Below are 16,761 nucleotides of genomic sequence, written 5' to 3' on the forward strand. Positions count from 1 at the left end.
AGTCACCGGTCCGCCAGTCTCCTCGCGATGTTGTGCACGACGACCGACGCGAACTCCGCCGCGCTGTCGCACAGTTGGCGGGTCGACTCCGGGGCGTAGACCGTCAACTGGACGATCTCCGTGGTGCGTTCGCCGGCGGAGTCCGTGTAGGTGCGGTGCGGGGTGCGTACGGTGCAGCTGTCGTCCTCGACGTCGTTCGCGGTGTAGTAGCTCTTGGTGCCGGCGACGTTCACCAGCGTTCCGTCGTCGCCGTCCAGCGAGTTGTCCCGGCTGAACTGGATCTGCACCTCGCGGTCGCCGTTCCCGTCGCTGGACCAGTCGCACTCCCAAGAGCCGAAACCTCGGTCCTGGTTGGCGGATCGAACGCCGGGCAGCCGCTTGAGTTCGGCGGCGTCGAGCAGCGTGCAGGCGTCGAGGCCGACCAGGGACTTCGCGGCCGGCGCCACCGTACGCCGGGGTACCGGGCCGTGGGCCAGCACGCCGACCACGTGATCGGTGGCCGTGTCGGCCAATTGGCAGGGGTCGGGTGCCGGGTCGCCCAACTGGTGCCCGCTGACCTTGACTTGTCTGCCGTCCGGGGTCAGCACGGCCCGTTCACAGAACTCCTTGTCCCGCTTGAGCGTCACGACCGTGAGCTGGGTGCCGGGCACCAGATGGGTGCTCTGGATGTTGTCGAAGGTGTCGCGGTCGGAGTCGAGGTCGACCTGCACATCCGCGTTGTCGTCACCGCTGTTGTTGAGCACGATGACGTCGCACCGGTCGATCTCGCCGTAGTCCGGGTCCAGCACGGTGTCCCCGAACCGGCTCAGCGAGGCGGCGTCGATCAGCCCGCAGGGGTCGGCCGTGCGCTCGTCGCCGATGGTGCCGGCCCGCGCCGGGGCCGAGGGCTTCGCGTCGGTCCGGGCGGTGTCCGTGCCGTCCGAGCCCTTCGAGTCCCAGGGGGCGAGGAACACCAGCCCGGCCGCGAGCGCACCGGCCGTGACCACCGCCGCGGCCGTGATCACCAGGGCGCGCGGGCGCCTGGTCGGGACCGTGACGGCGTCCCGGGTACGGCGCAGGGCCTGGCCCAGCCGGATGGTCGGGGAGGTGAGCGCGAGGGTGCCGCGGTCGATCCGGTCCTGGACGTCCGCGGGTGGCGGGGTGGCGCTCCGCAGCAGCTTGAGCGCCCGCGCGGCGTCGGGCCTGTCCCGGGGCTCCACCTCCAGCAACTCACCGAGTGGTCCGGTCAGTTGGCCGGCCCGGGTGGTGGGCTCGATGCGTCCCTCGACCGCCCGGGCCAGATACGTCATCAGGTGCTCGGCCTCGCCGTACGGCGACTGCCCCTCGACCGCCGTGAACAGCGAGGCGCCCAGGGAGAACACGTCCGCCTTCTGGCCGACCGGCTGCCCCTTGGCCACCTCGGGGGCCAGATACCGGGGTTTGCCGCGCACACTGCCCGTCGCACTCTGGGTGACGTCGTTGCCCAGGGCCCGGGAGATCCCGAAGTCGGTGAGTCTGGCGATGCCTTCGTCGGTGACGAGGATGTTCTCCGGGGTCACATCGCCGTGCACCACGCCCGCGCGATGCGACTTCACCAGCGCGTCCGCGATCTGGCAGCCGATCGACCCGGCCTCCTCCGGCGCCAACGGGCCGCGTTCCGCCATGAGTTGGGCGAGGCTGCGGGAGGGGACGTACTCCATGACGATCCAGCAGGTGGTGCCCTCGTCGATGTAGTCGAAGACGGCCACGATGTTCGGGTGGTGCAGCCGTCCCGCGTTGCGCGCCTCGTCCATGAGCCGCCGGGTGGCCCGATCGTCGTCCAGGCGTGCGCACTTGACCGCGACCCAGCGCTGCAGCCGTTCGTCCCACGCCCGCCAGACGACGCCCATGCCGCCGGTGCCGATGGGCTCGTGCAGGAGATACCGGCCGTCGATCCTGTCCCCGGCCGCTGGCGTCACCGACACCGTCCCACCCCTCGCCCTCACGCACGTATGCACTCACTCACGGTTCTGACGGGTAACGGAGTGTACAGACCGGGCACTTGGGGGTGATCGGATTCACCGGACTTCGGACGGACCCACCCCGAACCGCCACACCACGCGACGGCAACTACCCTCTCTCTCAAGAGAATTGCATTTCCGTTTGTTGACAATGACATGTCCGATCGCGCTACGCTCCCGGCGACTCGCACTCCCCCTACGGTTGCCGGAGTCCCCCCATGCCCGAACGCATCTCCCCCCACCCCACCCTCAGCCGCCGCAGCCTGCTCGCCGCGACGGCGATCGGCGCGGCGGCCACCCTGGCCGGCACCACCAAGGCACACGCGGCGACCGCGCCCGCCGTCACCGAACTCCGCGAACGGGCCGTCGTCGTCGGCACCGGTTTCGGCGGCGGAGTCACCGCGTTACGGCTGGCCCAAGCCGGCGTCTCCACCCTCGTGTTGGAGCGCGGAAGGCGCTGGCCGACCGGCCCGAACGCGACGACGTTCTGCCGCTTCGCGAACATGGACAACCGCTCCGCCTGGCTCACCGACCACGCCATCGTCGGCGGCGGCACCCAGACCTGGACCCCCTACACGGGCGTCCTCGAAGCCGTCGTAGGAAACGGCATGACCGCCATGTGCGGCGCGGCCGTCGGCGGCGGATCGATCATGTACCACGGCATGACCCTGCAGCCCACGAAGGCCGACTTCGCCACGTCCATCCCCCAGGCGGCCGGCCTCTACGACGACCTCGACCTCTGGGCCTACCCGACCGTCGCCCGGATGCTGGGCATCTCCACCATCCCCTACGACGTGCTCGCCTCCGACCCCTACAAGTCGTCCCGGCTCTTCCAGGACATCGCGCCTAAGGCGGGCCTGACCCCGTTCAAGGTCCCGCTGCCCATCGACTGGGCCTACGCGCGGGGGGAGTTGGCGGGTCTGTACGACCCGACGTACACCACCAGCGACATCGCCTTCGGCGTCAACAACGGCGGCAAGCACTCCATCGACGTCACCTATCTCGCGCAGGCGGAGTCGACCGGACTCGTGCAGGTGGCGCCCCTCCACATCGTCCGCGACCTCGCGATGGACGCGAACAAGAAGTGGGTGCTGTCCGTCGACCGCATCGACACGGCGGGCACCGTCCAGGAGCAGATCCGGATCACGGCGGACGCGGTCTTCCTCAACGCGGGCTCGCCCGGGACCACCCGTCTCCTGGTCAAGTCCCGTGCCAAGAACCTGATTCCGGACCTGCCCGACGCCATCGGCACCGGCTGGGGCAACAACGGCGACCGCATCTGGGCCTGGATCAACCCGACCGGCGACGCGGGCACCCAACAGGGCGGCCCGGCCTGCGTCGGCGGCCGCGACCCGAGCAGCGCGATCCCGCTGACGGTCGTGCACGCCGGATCTCCCATACAGCAGACGGGAGTTACGGCCCTGACCGTCGTCGGCTTCGGCATCGTCGACGGCGCGGGCACCTGGGCCTACGACGCCTCGACCGACGACGCCGTCCTCACCTGGCCGACGGACACGGACGCCGAGTTGCAGACGCTGATCGCCGGCAAGATGCAGGACATCGCCACCGCGGGCGGCGGCCTGATGATCGACACCAACGCCCAAGCCCCCTCCACCTGGCACTCGTTGGGCGGAGTCCCGTTCGGCGACGCCGTCGACCTCACCGGCCGCGTGCTGGGCCACAAGGGTCTCTACGTCCTCGACGGCGCCCGCATCCCCGGCTCCACCGGCGCCTGCAACCCGTCGATGACGATCGCCGCGCTGGCGGAACACAGCATGCGGACGATCGTGCAGCAGGACCTCGGGCGGGTGTTCTGACCACAGGGCTACGGCGCCCAGGTCACCGGGAGTTCCCGCAGGCCGTACACGATGTTGTCCTGGTTGTAGGTGAGTTGGTCGGCGGGGACGGCGAGGCGCAGGGTGGGCAGGCGGCGTAGCAGCGTCGTGAGGATGATCTGGAGTTCCACGCGGGCCAGGGTCTGGCCCAGGCACTGGTGGATGCCGTAGCCGAAGGCGACATGGCGGCGGGCGTCGCGGGTGAGGTCGAAGTCGTCGCCGGACGCGAAGAGTTGCTCGTCCCGGTTGGCGGTGGACAGCATGCAGATCACGCCCTCGCCCGCCGGGATCGTCACCTCGCCCACCCGCACGGTCTCGGTCGCCGCCCGGCCGAGGCCGAGGTGGATGATCGTGAGGTGCCGCAGGAGTTCTTCCACGGCGCCTCGCACCAACTCCGGTTGCTCGCGCAGGAGTTCCGCCTGGTCGGGGCGGCGCAGCAGGGCGAGCACGCTGACGGCGGTCATGTTGGCGGTGGACTCGTGCCCGGTGACCAGGAGGAGGAAGCCGAGTGACGCGGTCTCCTGGTCGGTCAGGTCGTCGCGGGCGGCGAGGCGGCTGAGGATGTCGTCACCGGGCTCGCGACGCTTGCGCTCCGCCAACTCCGCCAGATAGCCCATGAGTTGAGCGTGCGCCCGCTCCGCCTCCGGGCGGGTGGTGCGGTTGTCGAGGAGGGTACGGCTGAGGGACTGGAACAGGTCGTGGTCCTCGTACGGCACCCCGAGCATCAGACAGATGACCAGCGACGGGATCGGCAGCGCGAAGTCCGCTACCAGGTCGGCCTCGGTGCGGTCCTCGGTCATGCGGTCCACGGCCCGGTCGACGATGTCCTGGATGCCCGGGCGCAGTTCCTCGATCCGCTTGACCAGAAAGTCCTTGGTGACCATCCGGCGCAGGCGGGCGTGCTCGGGGTCGTCCATGCGGATGAAACTCGGCTTGGCGGTGGCCAGTTCACGCTGCCCGGCGGACAGGAACGGGAACCCCAGTGTGCGCGCGTCCGCGCTGAAGCGGGCGTCTGCCAGCACGGCCCGTACCTCGTCGTACCCGGTGACCAGCCAGCACGCGGTGCCGTCCGGGAGCGTGGCCCGGGTGACGGCGGCCTCGCGGGCGGCGGCGGTGTAGGCGGGCGGCGGGTCGAAAGGGCAACTGCCATAGGGGGCCGGGAGGTTGAGGGCAGTGGCGGTCGCTGTCATGGGTGGGCTGTCTCCTCGTGGTCGACGAGCGTGATGGCCCCGCTGGGGCACAGGTCGGCGGCGAAGCGCACCTCGTCGGCGTACCGCGCGTCCGGCTCCGGCACGAGCAGCGCCACCCGGCCGTCCGCCTCGTCCTGCTCGAACACCTCGGGCGCCACACCCACGCACTGGCCCGCGCTGCAACAGCGGTTCCGTTCCAGGAGCACGGTGAGCGAGGGCTGCCGGTCGGAGGGGGTGCGGAGGGTGTTGAGCGTCGTGCACATGGTGGCGGTCTGACCGGCCAGGACCAGGAGTTCGACGAGTTGCTCGGGGGTGAGGGCGCGGGCGAGGCGGTCCCAAAGTCCCTCGGGGATGGAGGAGTTGACGGACAGCAGGTCGGCCGCCTCCAGGAGGGCGCGGTCCTCGGGCTGCCAGGGGTGGACGGCCAGGTCGGCAGCCGTCGCGTCGATCTCCACGGCCGTCAGTCCGGCATCCTCGGCCCGGGTGCGGTGCCGACCGTGGACGTAGGGCGCGTCGAGGCGGTGGGCCACCCGCAGCACGATCAACTCCCGTCTGCGGTGGCCGAGTGTGCCCTCGTGGGTGAGGACCCGGGCGAGGGAGAGCCAGGCGTGCGCGAGGACCGGGTGGTGGGCGAGGGTGCCGAACAGGTTCTCCCGGCCGGGGCCGTCCTGCCGGGAGTCGGCGAGCAACGACCGGAGGACCGGGGGCCATTGGGCGGGCGGGAGGGGTGGGATTCGGGGAGTGTGGGGGGTGCGGGTCGGGGTCATGGCGCCTTGTGCCTTCGCGTTCGTACGGTGTCGGGGGCTGGGGAGTTGTCGTGATGGGCCGGCGACGTTCACCAGCGGCACACGACCACCCCCGCGCTCGCCCCGCTCGCGAAGCCGAACATGCCGACCAGGTCGCCGCGTTGGAGGCGGCCGCTGTCGAGGGCAGCGGCGAGTTGGAGGGGGATGGTGTTGGTGGCGACGTTGCCATGGGTGGGGAAGGTCGCCAGGATGCGGCTCTGGTCCACGCCCACCCAGTCGCAGACGACCTTGGTGAACGGCACCGACGGCTGGTGCACACAGACGAGGTCGAGGTCGTCGCCCGTGACGCCCAACTCCCGCAGCGCGCCCCGCACTTTGTCGGGCAGCCCGTCGAACGACCCCACCAACTCGGCGGAGTCGATGCGGAGATGGCCGAGTGTGCGGTGCTGCGCGTACGGGTTGGGCAGGGTCGCCGCGCGCCAGCCCCAGGAGTTGGCGAAGAAGCGCGAGCCGAGGATGCCGGGCCGGTCACCCGCCTCCACCAGCAGGGCCGAGCCCATGTCGCCGGTGCTGAGGCTGGGTAGCGCGGTCAACAGGTCGGCGGGGTCGTCCAGTTGCCACCGGCTCTCCCGGGTGCTGACCTCGGCGGTGGTCACCATCACCCGCCGGTACTGCCCGCTCCGGATGAACGCGTCGGCGACCTCAAGGGCGTTGAGGACTCCGTTGCAGGCGTTCTTCAGGTCGAACACCGGGCAGCCCAGGCCGAGTTTGTCGGCGACGACATGGGCGGTGGCCGGCTCCTCCATGTCGGCGAGGATCCCGGCGTAGAGGAGCAGGTCGACGGCGCCAGGTTCGGTGCCGGTGTCCTCGAACAGGCGCCGGGCCGCGTGCGCGGCCAGGTCGGAGGGCTGCTCCAGGTCGTCGGCCACGGTGCGCTCGGCCAGGCCGTACATGCGCTGGAGCACCCCGCGCGAGAGCGGTACGGCGGGGCTGCCCGCCCGGAACCGGTCCTCGACGGCGGCCACGGTCTGGCGTCCCTCGGGGATGTGGACGGTGGCGTGAACGATGGTGCTGTGAACGGTCATTGGTCCCTCCTCGGTCGTCGGTCTGGGCTCGGGCCCCGGCTCAGTCCCCGGCGGTGAGGAGGAGCACGACGTTGTGCCCGCCGAACCCGAAGGAGTGGCTGACGGCGGCCCGGACGCGCTGGCCGCGGGGCTCGCCCGTGACGCAGTCCAGGTCGAAGGGGAGGTTGTCCGGGGTGAGGTTGGCGATCGGCGGGACGGTGGAGCGGTGGATGGTGAGGGCGGTGAGCGCCGCTTCGATCGCACCGGCCGCGCCGAGGCTGTGGCCCAGAACTCCCTTGGCGGCGGTGACACTTGGCCGGTGCGGCAGCACCCGCGCGATCAACTCCGCCTCGGTCAGGTCGTTCAGCGGTGTCGAGGTCCCGTGCGCGTTGACGTGATCGACGTCGGCCGGGCGCAGCCCCGCCTCCGCGAGCGCCGCCCGCAGCGCGGCCTCGGCGTGAACTCCCCCCGGCGCGGGGGCAGTCGGGTGATGCGCGTCGGAGGTCTGACCGGCGCCCGCGAGCCGGGCGTACCGCCGCACTCCACGCGCCCGCGCGTCCGCCTCGCGTTCGAGGACGAGGACCGCGGCGCCCTCGGAGATCACGAACCCGTCCCGGTCCACCGCGAACGGCCGTGAGGCGGCGGCGGGTTCGTCGACCCGGGACGACAGCGCGCCCATCCGCTGGAAGCCGGAGGCGATCACCGGGGTGACGGCCGCCTCCGCGCCGCCCGCCACCGCGATGTCGCACAACCCGGCGAGCAGCAGCCCCCGTGCGACGGCCAGGGCACTGGCCCCGGACGCGCACGCGGTCTCGGTCGCCAGGGACGGGCCGTGCGCGCCGAGGTCCAACGACACTTCCCCGGCGGCCATGTTGGAGATCAGCATGGGCACGAGCGCGGGTGACACCAGCTCGGGTCCGCCCTGGTGATGGCGGATCGTCTGGTCCTCCAGATGCGCGGCCCCGGCCAGCCCCGAGCCGATCACCACGGCGACCCGCGTCCCGTCCCACCCGGCCGGGTCGAGCCCGGCGTCGGCGACGGCCTCGCGTGCCGCGAGCAGGGCGAGTTGGCTGAACCGGCCCATCCGCCAGGCCTTTCCGCCGCCGATCCGCGCCTGCTCCGGGGTCATCAGCGGGATACGGCAGGACAAGTCCACGGCGCAGCCCTTGAGTTCGGGGTCGGTGGCACCGGTTGACCGCCCGCTCAGGACCCCCTTCCAGGTCTCCTCGCGGCCGACCCCGGCCGGGGTGATGAGCCCCAGGCCGGTGACGGACACGGGCGCGGACGCCGCCTTCATCGCTCCCGCTTGGCGTTCAGCGCGGCGACGAGCTCACCCACGGTGCTGTGCTTGGCGGCCTCTTCCTCCGCGACCGGAACCCCGAGCTGCTCCTGGAGCGCGAGGGCGAGTTCGGCCAGCGCGAGGGAGTCTAGGTCGAGGCTCTCCAGGGTGGCCTCCGGCCGGATGCTCTCGGCGCTGACCTCGAACTTCTCGGTGAGTACGGCGGTCACGGCGGTCTGGGCGGGGGACATGGGGGTCCTTTCGGTGGGGCGAGCGGTGTTCCAGGGCGAGAGGCGTTCCGGAACCGAGGCGTCCGACCTGTTTTTTGCGGTGCGGACGCCGAGGGGGGCGAGCGGCGGGCGTACGCGGGGACGGGCGGGGTTGGTCTGAGGTGAGGTCGGTCTCGAACGGGGCTGATGTCAGACGAGGTTGATGTGAGGCGAGGTTGATGTTGGGTGAGGCTGGTCTCAGGCGATCTGGGTCCGCGGGGCCGGGTCGGTGGCGGGGTCGGCCACGTCGGTAACCGGGTCGGCCGGGTCGGTAGCCGCCTGGGTAGCCGGGTCGATATCTTCGGCCAGGTCGGTGGCCGGGTCGGCCAGGTCGGCAGCGGGTACGGGTACGGGTACGGGTACGACCTCGGCATCCGCGCCGGCTGTGTCGACGTGCGGCACGGGCGGCAGTTCCGGCCACACCAGGGCCGCCGAGCCCCAGGTGAGTCCGGCGCCGAAGGCGGTCAGCAACACCCTTTCCCCGGAGCGGAGTTCACCCCGCGCGGCGGCGTCGGCCAGGGCCAGCGGGATGGACGCGGCGCCGGTGTTGCCGACGCGCGCGATGTTGGTGACGTGCCGTTCGCCGGGGACCGGGATGCGGTCGCCGACGGCGGACAGGATGCGGGCGTTGGCCTGATGGGCGCAGAACCGGTCCACATCCTCGGCCGCCCAGTCCGCGCGCTTGAGCACGGCGTGGGCGGACTGGGTCATACGGGTCACCGCATGCTGGTACACCTCACGCCCCCGCATACGGAAGTAACGGTCGTCCGGGCCGAATTCACCGGGCCGGGAACGCTCGCGCGCACCACCGCCGGGCACCTGGATCAGCTCCTCGCCCGAACCGTCGCCGCCGAGGTCCAGCGCCAGCACGGCACCCGGCTCGTCGCGCTCACCGCGCCGTAGGACCACCGCCCCCGCGCCGTCGCCGAACAGGATTCCGGCGGAACGATCCTGCGGGTCCAGCAGCGTCGAGTACACCTCGGCCGCGACCAGCAGGACCCGGTCGGCGCATCCCGAGGTCAGAGCGCCGACGGCGGCGGCAAGGCCGTAGACGAAACCGCTGCACGCGGCGGAGACGTCCCACGCGGCGATCTCGCCGAGGCCGAGGCGGGTGGCCAGTCGGGGCGCCATGGCGGGCATCGGTCGGTCCGAGGTCGAGGTGGCGACGATCACGGCGTCGACCAGGGGGCCGCCGGCGACCGCGAGCGCGCGGCCGGCCGCCTCCAGCGCGAGGTCGCCGGTGGTCACGCCCGGTGCCGCGCGGCGGCGTTCGCCGATGCCGGTGCGGCGGCGGACCCAGGCGTCGTCGACGTCCCACGCGGCGGGCAGGGCGTGGTTCGGCACCGCGTCCGGGGGGACGAAACCGGCGATGCCCTCGAGGACCGCCGTCTGCGGCGTTCTCAAGAGCGGGGCTGCGCTGGGCAGTCGGAAGGTCACACACGCCTCGATGGGGAAGTGATCTTGGACGAGCGTGCACGACTGTAGATCGGATCAAGATCCGGGCGGGGGCGTGACGCGATTCGAACGCGTGACCAGTTCGGGCCCGTTTTCGACATAAGCGCAGCTCAGAGCACGAAGTGAGGAAACGTTACGTCTGTTATGTAGCTCGCAGATCACCCGAAAGAGGGCGCTTGGAGGCGGCCGTTCGACGCACAACCGCCCATGGGGTCATGTCAGTTCGTGACGGCTGGCGTGGGCGTGGGCGGCCGCGATGTCGGCGGGGCGCCAACGGGCTTAATGGTCAAGGCAGTTCGGGTGCGGTTCTCCGTGAACAGGACCTGGGCGTCGACGGTGATGCGGCCGAGGGCCGGATGGAGGATCGCCCTGCTCCCGCCGTAGCACTGGGCGACCTCTTGGAATTCGCCTTGTCGATCAGCGTCCAGAAAACCACGATGGCCCTGAACCATCCCGGCAGGCGTGTGGAGCGTCAGTCGAACTCGCCGAGCATGGTGACGAGTTGGCGCCCCTCCTGCGCCCCACGGCGCAGTAACACGGCGGCCGTCGTGTGGAGTTCGTTCCAGGCGTGAGGACGGCCGATGGCGTCGGCGTCCGGCACCGCTTCCGCGGCTACCGCGAGGGCCTGAGCGGCTTCACCTGCCCCGGCCAAGGCGTGCGCGAGGCACGTTTTGTACCAGGTCCGGTCGCGCCGGTAGTCGTCGGGCAGAGCGGCCAGACCGACCGTCAGGTGATCGACGGCCGTCTGCCAGTCTCGCAAGTGCATGGCGGCCATGCCGCGTTGCAGCGTGAACCATGTCTCGCCGTAGAAGTACATCCACGGCGGTTCGTCCTCCGGGTGTTCGGCCGCCCGGCTGATCATGTCCTGCGCCTCGTCCAGGAGGCGTTCCGCGTCGTCGCCGTCGCCGTTGAGGGCGTGCCCCCGGGCGGCCATCTGAGCGGCCATGCCCTGAATCCCCAGGGACGTGCCAGGGGCCGACCAACGCGCCGCGTCGGCCAGCCGGACGGCCCGGTCTCCGCGACCGCCGGACCACGCCATGTGGGCCTTCATGGACAGCGTGGTCGCGGCCATGTTGGCGTCCCCGGCCTCCAGCGCCCATTCGTGGCTGCGGTCGTACCACGCCAGCGCGGCGGCCGTCTGCCCCTGGTCCTGCGCCATCCATGCGAGGAACTGCGCGTGTTCGGAAGCCAGCCGGACAACTCGGTCGGCCAGTGGGCCACGGGCGCTCGCGTACAGGTCGACCACCGTGCCGAGCTGCTGCCGCATGATCCCGACGAGCGGGCGCGATCCGATCTCGTCCTCCGCCCTGCGGTGTTCGGCCAGGAGTCGGTCCAGCCAGTCGAGAGTGGGGGCGTCGACCTTGTTGCCGTTGCCGACAACGGTCGTCACCCGGGTCAGCAGATCATCGTCAGGGCCCGGCCCCGGGAGGACCAGACCGGCGACCGCCTGAGCCGGGGCCATGGACCCCGCACGGATGAGGTCGGCCGGAATTCCGAGCCCGGCTGCGATCCGCTGCCGCACCTCGGCGGACGTCACCCTGCGGCGGCCCCGCTCGATCTCGGACACGTCCGGCTGCACCAGGCCGATCCGTTCCCCGATCTTGGTCTGCGACAGGCCGGTCAGCTTCCGGTAGGTGCGGAGGACAGCACCCCAGTCCCCGGCCGCGACGGCTGCGATGAGCTGCGGATGCGTCCACAGATCGGGGCGCATGTTCTCCATGGATCGAATATAGGGCGCTCCTATAGGGCCGCGGGATGGGAACGGCCGGCGTCCGCCGTAAGGGTGGGTGACCTGCGAGGGGAGCGAAAGATCATGATCACGAAGACGACGGAGACCGGCCCCGTCCACCTGGGACTGCCAGACCCTGAGCCGGTGCCGGCCGACGACTGCGACGTCTGCGCGGTGCTCGCGCGGAACCGGGAGACGGCACGTCGGGACGGCGACCTGTCCAAGGTCACGGACCTCAACATCGAAATGCGGACGCATCAGGGGAGTGGGTGCGCATGAACGTGTTCATTCCGGAAATCGGAGATCTTGTGTACGACGTGGCGACCGGCAAGGTCGGCCAGGCCATGGGACACGAGGGGCGGCACTGGCAGCTGCGGCCGGTCGGCGGGGGCCGCGAGTGGGACGCCGAAGGGCCGATCCGGCCGCCCACCGATGCCGAGCGGCTGTCGGCGGGCGTGGCCGTGGCCAACGCCCGCAGCCGGAGTGGGCTGTGAGCGCGCCGGTCGGCAAGGTGACGTCGTCGGCGTCGTACGACGTTGCCGCGTACCGCAGGCTTCTTGACCACGGGCAGTCGTGCCAGGCGTGCGTGAAGGCCATGTGCCCCCAGGCCCGGTCCCTCTGGCGGATGGTCAAAAGACGGGAGCCGTAGACACCTCAACAGGGAGCAGGGCACCTACGGATGATCAGTCGGCCGGCACCCGCCTGATCCGGCCCCTCCGGCTCCAGGCCACCTGGGCGGACCTGGTGCGCCGGGTGACCCACGACGGAACCGGCCCGGCGCCGACTGGGAGAATGACCCCATGAGCATCGTCAAGATCAACGTACTCACCGTCCCCGAGGAGCAGCGCGAGACGCTGGAGAAGCGGTTCGCGAACCGGGCCGGGACGGTGGACAGCTCGGACGGGTTCGAGTGGTTCGAGCTGCTGCGTCCCGTCGAGGGCACCGACACCTACCTCGTGTACACGCGCTGGCGCGCCGAGGAGGACTTCCAGAACTGGATGTCGGGGATGGGGCAGGCCGCCCACCGGGGTGCGTCCCAGGAGGGCGGCGCGCAGGGATCCGCCGAGGGTTCCCCTCAGGGTGAGCGGCCGAGGCCCGCCGCCACGGACGCGACGCTGTGGACGTTCGAGGTGGTGCAGCAGGCGGGGCCCAAGGAGGGCTAGGGCGTCTGCACGTCTGAAGCGGCTCGTGCACGACCGTCCTTGTCCACGACGGATCGTGCACGACGTCCTCCTCTTCTACGACGGCTCACGCACGACCGTCCTCCTCCTCTACGACGGCTCACGCACAGCCACCCCCAACTCCCGCAGCACCACCGCCAAGTCATCCGGCGCCGCAGCCAGCCTCACCAGCCGCCCCCCGTCGTCGAGTTCGGCGATGTGCCACCCGCTGGGCACGGTCTCTCCGTCACCGCCCCGCACCCGCCGTACCGTCCGCACGGTGAGCCGTTCCACCGGTATCCGGCGTGCCGCGAACCGGCCCGGGCCCGGGGTCACCGCGGGCGGGCCGGTGCCGAGGGCGATGTGGGTGCCGAAGCCGTACGGGTTGTAGTCGGTGTGCTCCAGGAAGCGCGCGGGCAGGAACACCTCGCCGTCCAACTCGGGGAGTTCCGCGGTCACTTCGGCCGGTCGGGGTGCGCGGACGCGGGTCGCGCGCCAGGCCCAGCCGAAGAGTGCGGCCGTGCCGAGCGTGCCCGCCGCCGCCCACGTGATCGTCGTGGCGGAGGCGAACAGGGTCGTGGGGTGGAGGTAGCAGAGGGGGACCAGCCACACCGCCGTACCGGCCAGCACCAGCGTGAACGGCAAGGCGGAGGGCAGGACTTCGTCGCCGGGGAGGCGGCGGCCGCGCAGGCTCTGCAGGATCTGGGCGCCGGGGTAGCCCGCGGCGAGAGCGGCGACGGCGGCGATGGCGGCCAGCACCGCGGCGGACTGGACGTGCTGGTGCCAGACGTAGCGCGAACCGGTGATCGTCCTCACCTCGTGGCGCCAGAAGGTGAGTTGGACCTTGTCACCGGCGCGGAACCCGTCGGCGGCCTCGACCGGGACCCGCAGGCGCTCGAACGGCCGGTTGTCGGTGAAGTACAGCCAGCTGTCGGTCCTGGGCCGGTTGGGGTCGGTCCGGGCGATCACGGCCGAGGTGTAGGTCAGGCACTCCGAGCGCTGTGCGACCGGTGTCGCGGCCGTGCACGGAACGGCCGCCTCCCAGGCCCGCTGGTCCGCCGCGACGTCCGACACGAACCCCGCCGCCATGCCCGCGCAGATCAGCAGCGTCGCGCACCAGGCGACCGCCCACACCGGGACGCTCCCGGCGGTGCGGTCCGAGACGACACGGATGCGGGCGGGCTCCGGGACGTCGGTTCCGTAGCGCTGGTGCAGTGCGCGCAGGGCCGTCAACCGGTCGTGGAATTCGGCGAGTTCGGCGGCCCGGCCGACCGGCAGGGGCAGGGTCCGTCGGTGTCCGTTCCGCAGCAGCACACTCACCCGGCAGAACTCACTGCTCCGCGAGCTTCTGTGTCTCAGCCGGATCTGCAGGTCGGCGACCTCGTACCAGGGCAGGCTCCAGCGCCGTAGCAACGTCCGGGACCGCAGGCCGCGGGCGTCGGCGTCCACCCGGGCGGTGACCGCGTGGAGCGCCACGAAGGCGATGAACGCGAGCGACGAGCCGAGGGCCAGCGCCGGCGGGTCCGGGCCCCGGTACGTCGTCCACGCCCCGGCGACAACCGCCCCAGCCGCCCCGAACGCGACGAAGAACCACAGGGCGCGGCGCGCCCCGGGACGGCAGGTCACCTCACCGACTTCGGTCATGCCCTGAACGGTGCCTCGGCCGACGCGGCGGGCGCTTGTGCGTTCTCCGGCAGTGTTGTGGCAGGCCAGGCTGCCCGCAGGAGGCAAGGAGAGGGCGAGAAGAGGGTGAGAAAAAAGTGGTGCGCCAGATGTTTGAACCGCCGCGGAGCGGTGAGGCGAGCCGAATGCGTGCTTCTCCCACCGCCTCCGCCGAGACCCCCGGCTCCACCCGGCCGACCCCGACCACCGCCCCCACGGCGGAGCCCACCGCGTCGGTGCGCGGCCCCGGAAAGCAACGCGACCCCTTCTTCGACAACGCCAAGTACCTGGCGATCGTGCTGGTGGCGATCGGCCACTCCTGGGAGCCGCTGCGCTCCGGCAGCCGTAGCGTCACCGCGTTGTACACGCTCGTGTACGCCGTGCACATGCCGGCGTTCATCGTGATCTCCGGGTACTTCTCGCGGAGCTTCCGCGCGACTCCGCCGCAAATTCGGCGGCTGCTGGGGGGAGTTGTCGTGCCGTACGTCGTCTTCGAGACGGCGTACACGCTGTACACGCGCTGGACGGACCACCAACCCGACCGCGCCATCAGCCTGTTGGACCCGCTGTACCTGACGTGGTTCCTGGCGGCGCTCTTCGCCTGGCGGCTGACCACGCCGATCTGGAAGCACGTGCGCCACCCTCTGCCGGTGGCGCTGGTGATCGCGATGCTGGCGACGCTGTCCCCCTCCATCGGCAACGACCTTGATCTGCAACGGGTGTTGCAGTTCCTGCCGTACTTCGTGCTCGGGCTGTGTCTGAAGCCGGAGCACTTCCAGCTCGTACGGCGGCCTGAGGTACGGCAGTTGGCGGTCCCGGTGTTCGTCGTCGCGCTCGCCGTGGCGTACTGGGCGGTCCCGCGCTTCGACTACGCCTGGCTGTTCCACAACGCGAGCGCGGAGCAACTCGGCGCCCCCGACTGGGAAGGGCCGCTGATGACGCTGGCCCTGTTCGCCTGCTCGACGCTCCTGGTCGCGTGCTTCCTGGCCTGGGTGCCGCGCCGCCGCACCTGGTTCACCGCGCTGGGCGCGGGCACGCTCTACGGCTATCTGCTGCACGGGTTCGTCGCGCAGGGCGCCAAGTCCTGGGGCTGGTACGACCCTTCGTGGATGCGGGGCCCCCTCGGCGAGGTCACGGTGACCGTGGTCGCCGCGATCGTCGTGACCGCGCTGTGCACCCCGCCGGTGCGGCGGGTCTTCCGGGGCGTGATGGAACCGGAGTTGCGGTGGGCGTTCCGTCGTGACGCAGACGAACTGGCCCGTACCCCTTAGCGAGGGTTGGAGGTGATCGGCGGTCCAGTTCATGAATTCGCGCTGAATCACGGCTGACACTTCACGGGGATACGCCACGCGTGCGAAAGGGGGCACAACCAAGGGCCGAGAGGGAGGGTCAGACGCTGTGCCGGAATCCGGACCACCCGGTCCCGGCACCTCGGTTTCTGTCAACTCCCTTACGTTCCACGGAGGTTGTGCGATGTCCTCTCGTTCTTCCCGTCGCCGTACGCTGCGCTCCGCCTCGGCGCTGACGCTCGCGCTCGGCACCGCGCTTCTCGCTCCGCTGCTCCTCGCCGGGACGGCGGGCGCGGCCACGGCACCGGCCACCGCCGCGCTGGGCAACGGCGGCAACGAGGTCCTGTACACGGCCGCCGCGGGCCAGACCAACAAGGTGGTCGTCACCGCGTCGACGACCAACCTCTCGACCATCACCTACGTCATCGACGACGTCGTCACCATCAAGGCGGGCACGGGCTGCGCGTACCCGAGCGCCTCGGACCACACCAAGGTGTCCTGCACGGTGACGACCTTCGACAGTCAAGACCCGTACCCCACCGTGCAGTTGACGCTCGGCAACGGCAACGACACGCTCGCTTACCACAACAGGACGAACCAGACGTACTACTTCGCCTCGATCGACCTGGGCGCCGGCAACGACAAGGCCACCGACGACGGCAGCGTCGACGGCAACTACGTCTCGGGCGGGACCGGCAACGACACCCTCGCCCTGGGCAAGTACTCGGTGGGCTGGGGAGACGACGGCAACGACACCATCAAGGCCGCCGCGGGCACCATCGCCCAGGGCGGCAACGGCAACGACACCATCACGACCACCGGCGACGCGGCCGACGGCGGGGCCGGCAACGACGTCATCACCGGTGGCGCGGCCGCCCAGAGCCTGACCGGCGGCACCGGCAACGACCGGATCCACGGCGGCGCCGGGAACGACTTCATCTACGGCGGCACGGGCAACGACGTCCTCTACGGCGACGCCGGCGCCGACACGATCTACGGCAACTCGGGCAACGACACCCTGTGGGGCGGCACCGGCACGGACGTCCTGTCCGGCGGCCCGGGCCACAACGTCGTCCACCAGAACTGACGCACGCCGACCTCTGA

The 16,761-nt window shown here is 71.1% G+C and carries 15 protein-coding genes; 6 read left to right on the forward strand and 9 right to left on the reverse strand.

Annotated elements, in window-relative coordinates:
• Nucleotides 1-2 precede the first annotated feature (2 nt).
• Nucleotides 3-1,943, reverse strand: coding sequence for a serine/threonine-protein kinase (locus OO69_RS30665; RefSeq protein WP_033284072.1), 1,941 nt, complete (start codon nucleotides 1,941-1,943; stop codon nucleotides 3-5).
• A gap of 254 nt (nucleotides 1,944-2,197) precedes the next feature.
• Between OO69_RS30665 and OO69_RS30670 the strand changes: the two genes are divergently transcribed.
• A complete protein-coding gene (locus tag OO69_RS30670; protein ID WP_033284073.1) occupies nucleotides 2,198-3,796 on the forward strand; it encodes a GMC oxidoreductase in 1,599 nt (532 codons plus the stop codon).
• A gap of 8 nt (nucleotides 3,797-3,804) precedes the next feature.
• Here OO69_RS30670 and OO69_RS30675 read toward each other — a convergent pair whose 3' ends face one another.
• From OO69_RS30675 to OO69_RS30705, 7 genes are all read right to left on the reverse strand, one after another.
• Entirely contained in the window at nucleotides 3,805-5,004 is a 1,200-nt protein-coding gene (locus OO69_RS30675) for a cytochrome P450 (protein ID WP_033284074.1), read from the reverse strand.
• The gene (locus OO69_RS30680; protein WP_033284075.1) at nucleotides 5,001-5,771 is read right to left on the reverse strand and encodes a carboxymuconolactone decarboxylase family protein; all 771 of its coding nucleotides are present in this window, start codon (nucleotides 5,769-5,771) and stop codon (nucleotides 5,001-5,003) included. Before OO69_RS30680 ends, OO69_RS30675 begins: the two co-directional genes overlap by 4 nt.
• A gap of 68 nt (nucleotides 5,772-5,839) precedes the next feature.
• Nucleotides 5,840-6,835, reverse strand: a complete 996-nt coding sequence (locus tag OO69_RS30685) for a 3-oxoacyl-ACP synthase III family protein (protein WP_033284076.1) — start codon at nucleotides 6,833-6,835, stop codon at nucleotides 5,840-5,842.
• 40 nt (nucleotides 6,836-6,875) lie between these two features.
• Nucleotides 6,876-8,111 carry a beta-ketoacyl-[acyl-carrier-protein] synthase family protein gene (locus tag OO69_RS30690; RefSeq protein ID WP_033284077.1) on the reverse strand — a complete coding sequence of 412 codons (1,236 nt, stop codon included), beginning with the start codon at nucleotides 8,109-8,111 and terminating at the stop codon, nucleotides 6,876-6,878.
• Nucleotides 8,108-8,344 (reverse strand): phosphopantetheine-binding protein, encoded by a 237-nt coding sequence (locus tag OO69_RS30695; RefSeq protein WP_033284078.1) that lies wholly within the window; start codon nucleotides 8,342-8,344, stop codon nucleotides 8,108-8,110. Before OO69_RS30695 ends, OO69_RS30690 begins: the two co-directional genes overlap by 4 nt.
• Nucleotides 8,345-8,560: 216 nt before the next feature.
• Nucleotides 8,561-9,799, reverse strand: a complete 1,239-nt coding sequence (locus tag OO69_RS30700) for a beta-ketoacyl-ACP synthase III (RefSeq protein WP_234444573.1) — start codon at nucleotides 9,797-9,799, stop codon at nucleotides 8,561-8,563.
• A 490-nt stretch (nucleotides 9,800-10,289) separates the two neighbouring features.
• Nucleotides 10,290-11,528 carry a helix-turn-helix domain-containing protein gene (locus tag OO69_RS30705; protein ID WP_033284143.1) on the reverse strand — a complete coding sequence of 413 codons (1,239 nt, stop codon included), beginning with the start codon at nucleotides 11,526-11,528 and terminating at the stop codon, nucleotides 10,290-10,292.
• 102 nt (nucleotides 11,529-11,630) lie between these two features.
• Between OO69_RS30705 and OO69_RS30710 the strand changes: the two genes are divergently transcribed.
• The 3 genes from OO69_RS30710 to OO69_RS30720 all read left to right on the forward strand — a co-directional run bounded on the left by OO69_RS30710 (nucleotide 11,631) and on the right by OO69_RS30720 (nucleotide 12,709).
• On the forward strand, nucleotides 11,631-11,825 hold the full coding sequence (locus OO69_RS30710; protein ID WP_033284079.1) for a hypothetical protein: 195 nt from the start codon (nucleotides 11,631-11,633) through the stop codon (nucleotides 11,823-11,825).
• The gene (locus OO69_RS30715) at nucleotides 11,822-12,040 is read left to right on the forward strand and encodes a hypothetical protein (RefSeq protein ID WP_033284080.1); all 219 of its coding nucleotides are present in this window, start codon (nucleotides 11,822-11,824) and stop codon (nucleotides 12,038-12,040) included. Before OO69_RS30710 ends, OO69_RS30715 begins: the two co-directional genes overlap by 4 nt.
• A gap of 306 nt (nucleotides 12,041-12,346) precedes the next feature.
• Complete coding sequence (locus OO69_RS30720; protein ID WP_033284081.1) at nucleotides 12,347-12,709, forward strand: antibiotic biosynthesis monooxygenase family protein; 363 nt, start codon at nucleotides 12,347-12,349, stop codon at nucleotides 12,707-12,709.
• Between the two features lie 108 nt (nucleotides 12,710-12,817).
• Here OO69_RS30720 and OO69_RS30725 read toward each other — a convergent pair whose 3' ends face one another.
• Entirely contained in the window at nucleotides 12,818-14,350 is a 1,533-nt protein-coding gene (locus OO69_RS30725; protein ID WP_033284082.1) for a membrane protein, read from the reverse strand.
• Between the two features lie 164 nt (nucleotides 14,351-14,514).
• Here OO69_RS30725 and OO69_RS30730 point away from each other — a divergent pair, with 164 nt between their 5' ends.
• Complete coding sequence (locus OO69_RS30730) at nucleotides 14,515-15,639, forward strand: acyltransferase family protein (RefSeq protein WP_033284083.1); 1,125 nt, start codon at nucleotides 14,515-14,517, stop codon at nucleotides 15,637-15,639.
• 202 nt (nucleotides 15,640-15,841) lie between these two features.
• The gene (locus OO69_RS30735; RefSeq protein WP_033284084.1) at nucleotides 15,842-16,744 is read left to right on the forward strand and encodes a calcium-binding protein; all 903 of its coding nucleotides are present in this window, start codon (nucleotides 15,842-15,844) and stop codon (nucleotides 16,742-16,744) included.
• Nucleotides 16,745-16,761: the final 17 nt, after the last annotated feature.

The sequence above is a fragment of the Streptomyces sp. NRRL F-525 genome, from assembly GCF_000716605.1.
Lineage (GTDB): Bacteria > Actinomycetota > Actinomycetes > Streptomycetales > Streptomycetaceae > Streptomyces.

Bases quoted from the DNA above. Each gene is read 5' to 3' on its own strand.
- OO69_RS30670 (WP_033284073.1), top strand. From the start codon at position 2,198: ATGCCCGAACGCATCTCCCCCCACCCCACCCTCAGCCGCCGCAGCCTG.
- OO69_RS30675 (WP_033284074.1), bottom strand. From the start codon at position 5,004: ATGACAGCGACCGCCACTGCCCTCAACCTCCCGGCCCCCTATGGCAGT.
- OO69_RS30680 (WP_033284075.1), bottom strand. From the start codon at position 5,771: ATGACCCCGACCCGCACCCCCCACACTCCCCGAATCCCACCCCTCCCG.
- OO69_RS30685 (WP_033284076.1), bottom strand. From the start codon at position 6,835: ATGACCGTTCACAGCACCATCGTTCACGCCACCGTCCACATCCCCGAG.
- OO69_RS30690 (WP_033284077.1), bottom strand. From the start codon at position 8,111: ATGAAGGCGGCGTCCGCGCCCGTGTCCGTCACCGGCCTGGGGCTCATC.
- OO69_RS30695 (WP_033284078.1), bottom strand. From the start codon at position 8,344: ATGTCCCCCGCCCAGACCGCCGTGACCGCCGTACTCACCGAGAAGTTC.
- OO69_RS30705 (WP_033284143.1), bottom strand. From the start codon at position 11,528: ATGCGCCCCGATCTGTGGACGCATCCGCAGCTCATCGCAGCCGTCGCG.
- OO69_RS30710 (WP_033284079.1), top strand. From the start codon at position 11,631: ATGATCACGAAGACGACGGAGACCGGCCCCGTCCACCTGGGACTGCCA.
- OO69_RS30715 (WP_033284080.1), top strand. From the start codon at position 11,822: ATGAACGTGTTCATTCCGGAAATCGGAGATCTTGTGTACGACGTGGCG.
- OO69_RS30720 (WP_033284081.1), top strand. From the start codon at position 12,347: ATGAGCATCGTCAAGATCAACGTACTCACCGTCCCCGAGGAGCAGCGC.
- OO69_RS30725 (WP_033284082.1), bottom strand. From the start codon at position 14,350: ATGACCGAAGTCGGTGAGGTGACCTGCCGTCCCGGGGCGCGCCGCGCC.
- OO69_RS30730 (WP_033284083.1), top strand. From the start codon at position 14,515: ATGCGTGCTTCTCCCACCGCCTCCGCCGAGACCCCCGGCTCCACCCGG.
- OO69_RS30735 (WP_033284084.1), top strand. From the start codon at position 15,842: ATGTCCTCTCGTTCTTCCCGTCGCCGTACGCTGCGCTCCGCCTCGGCG.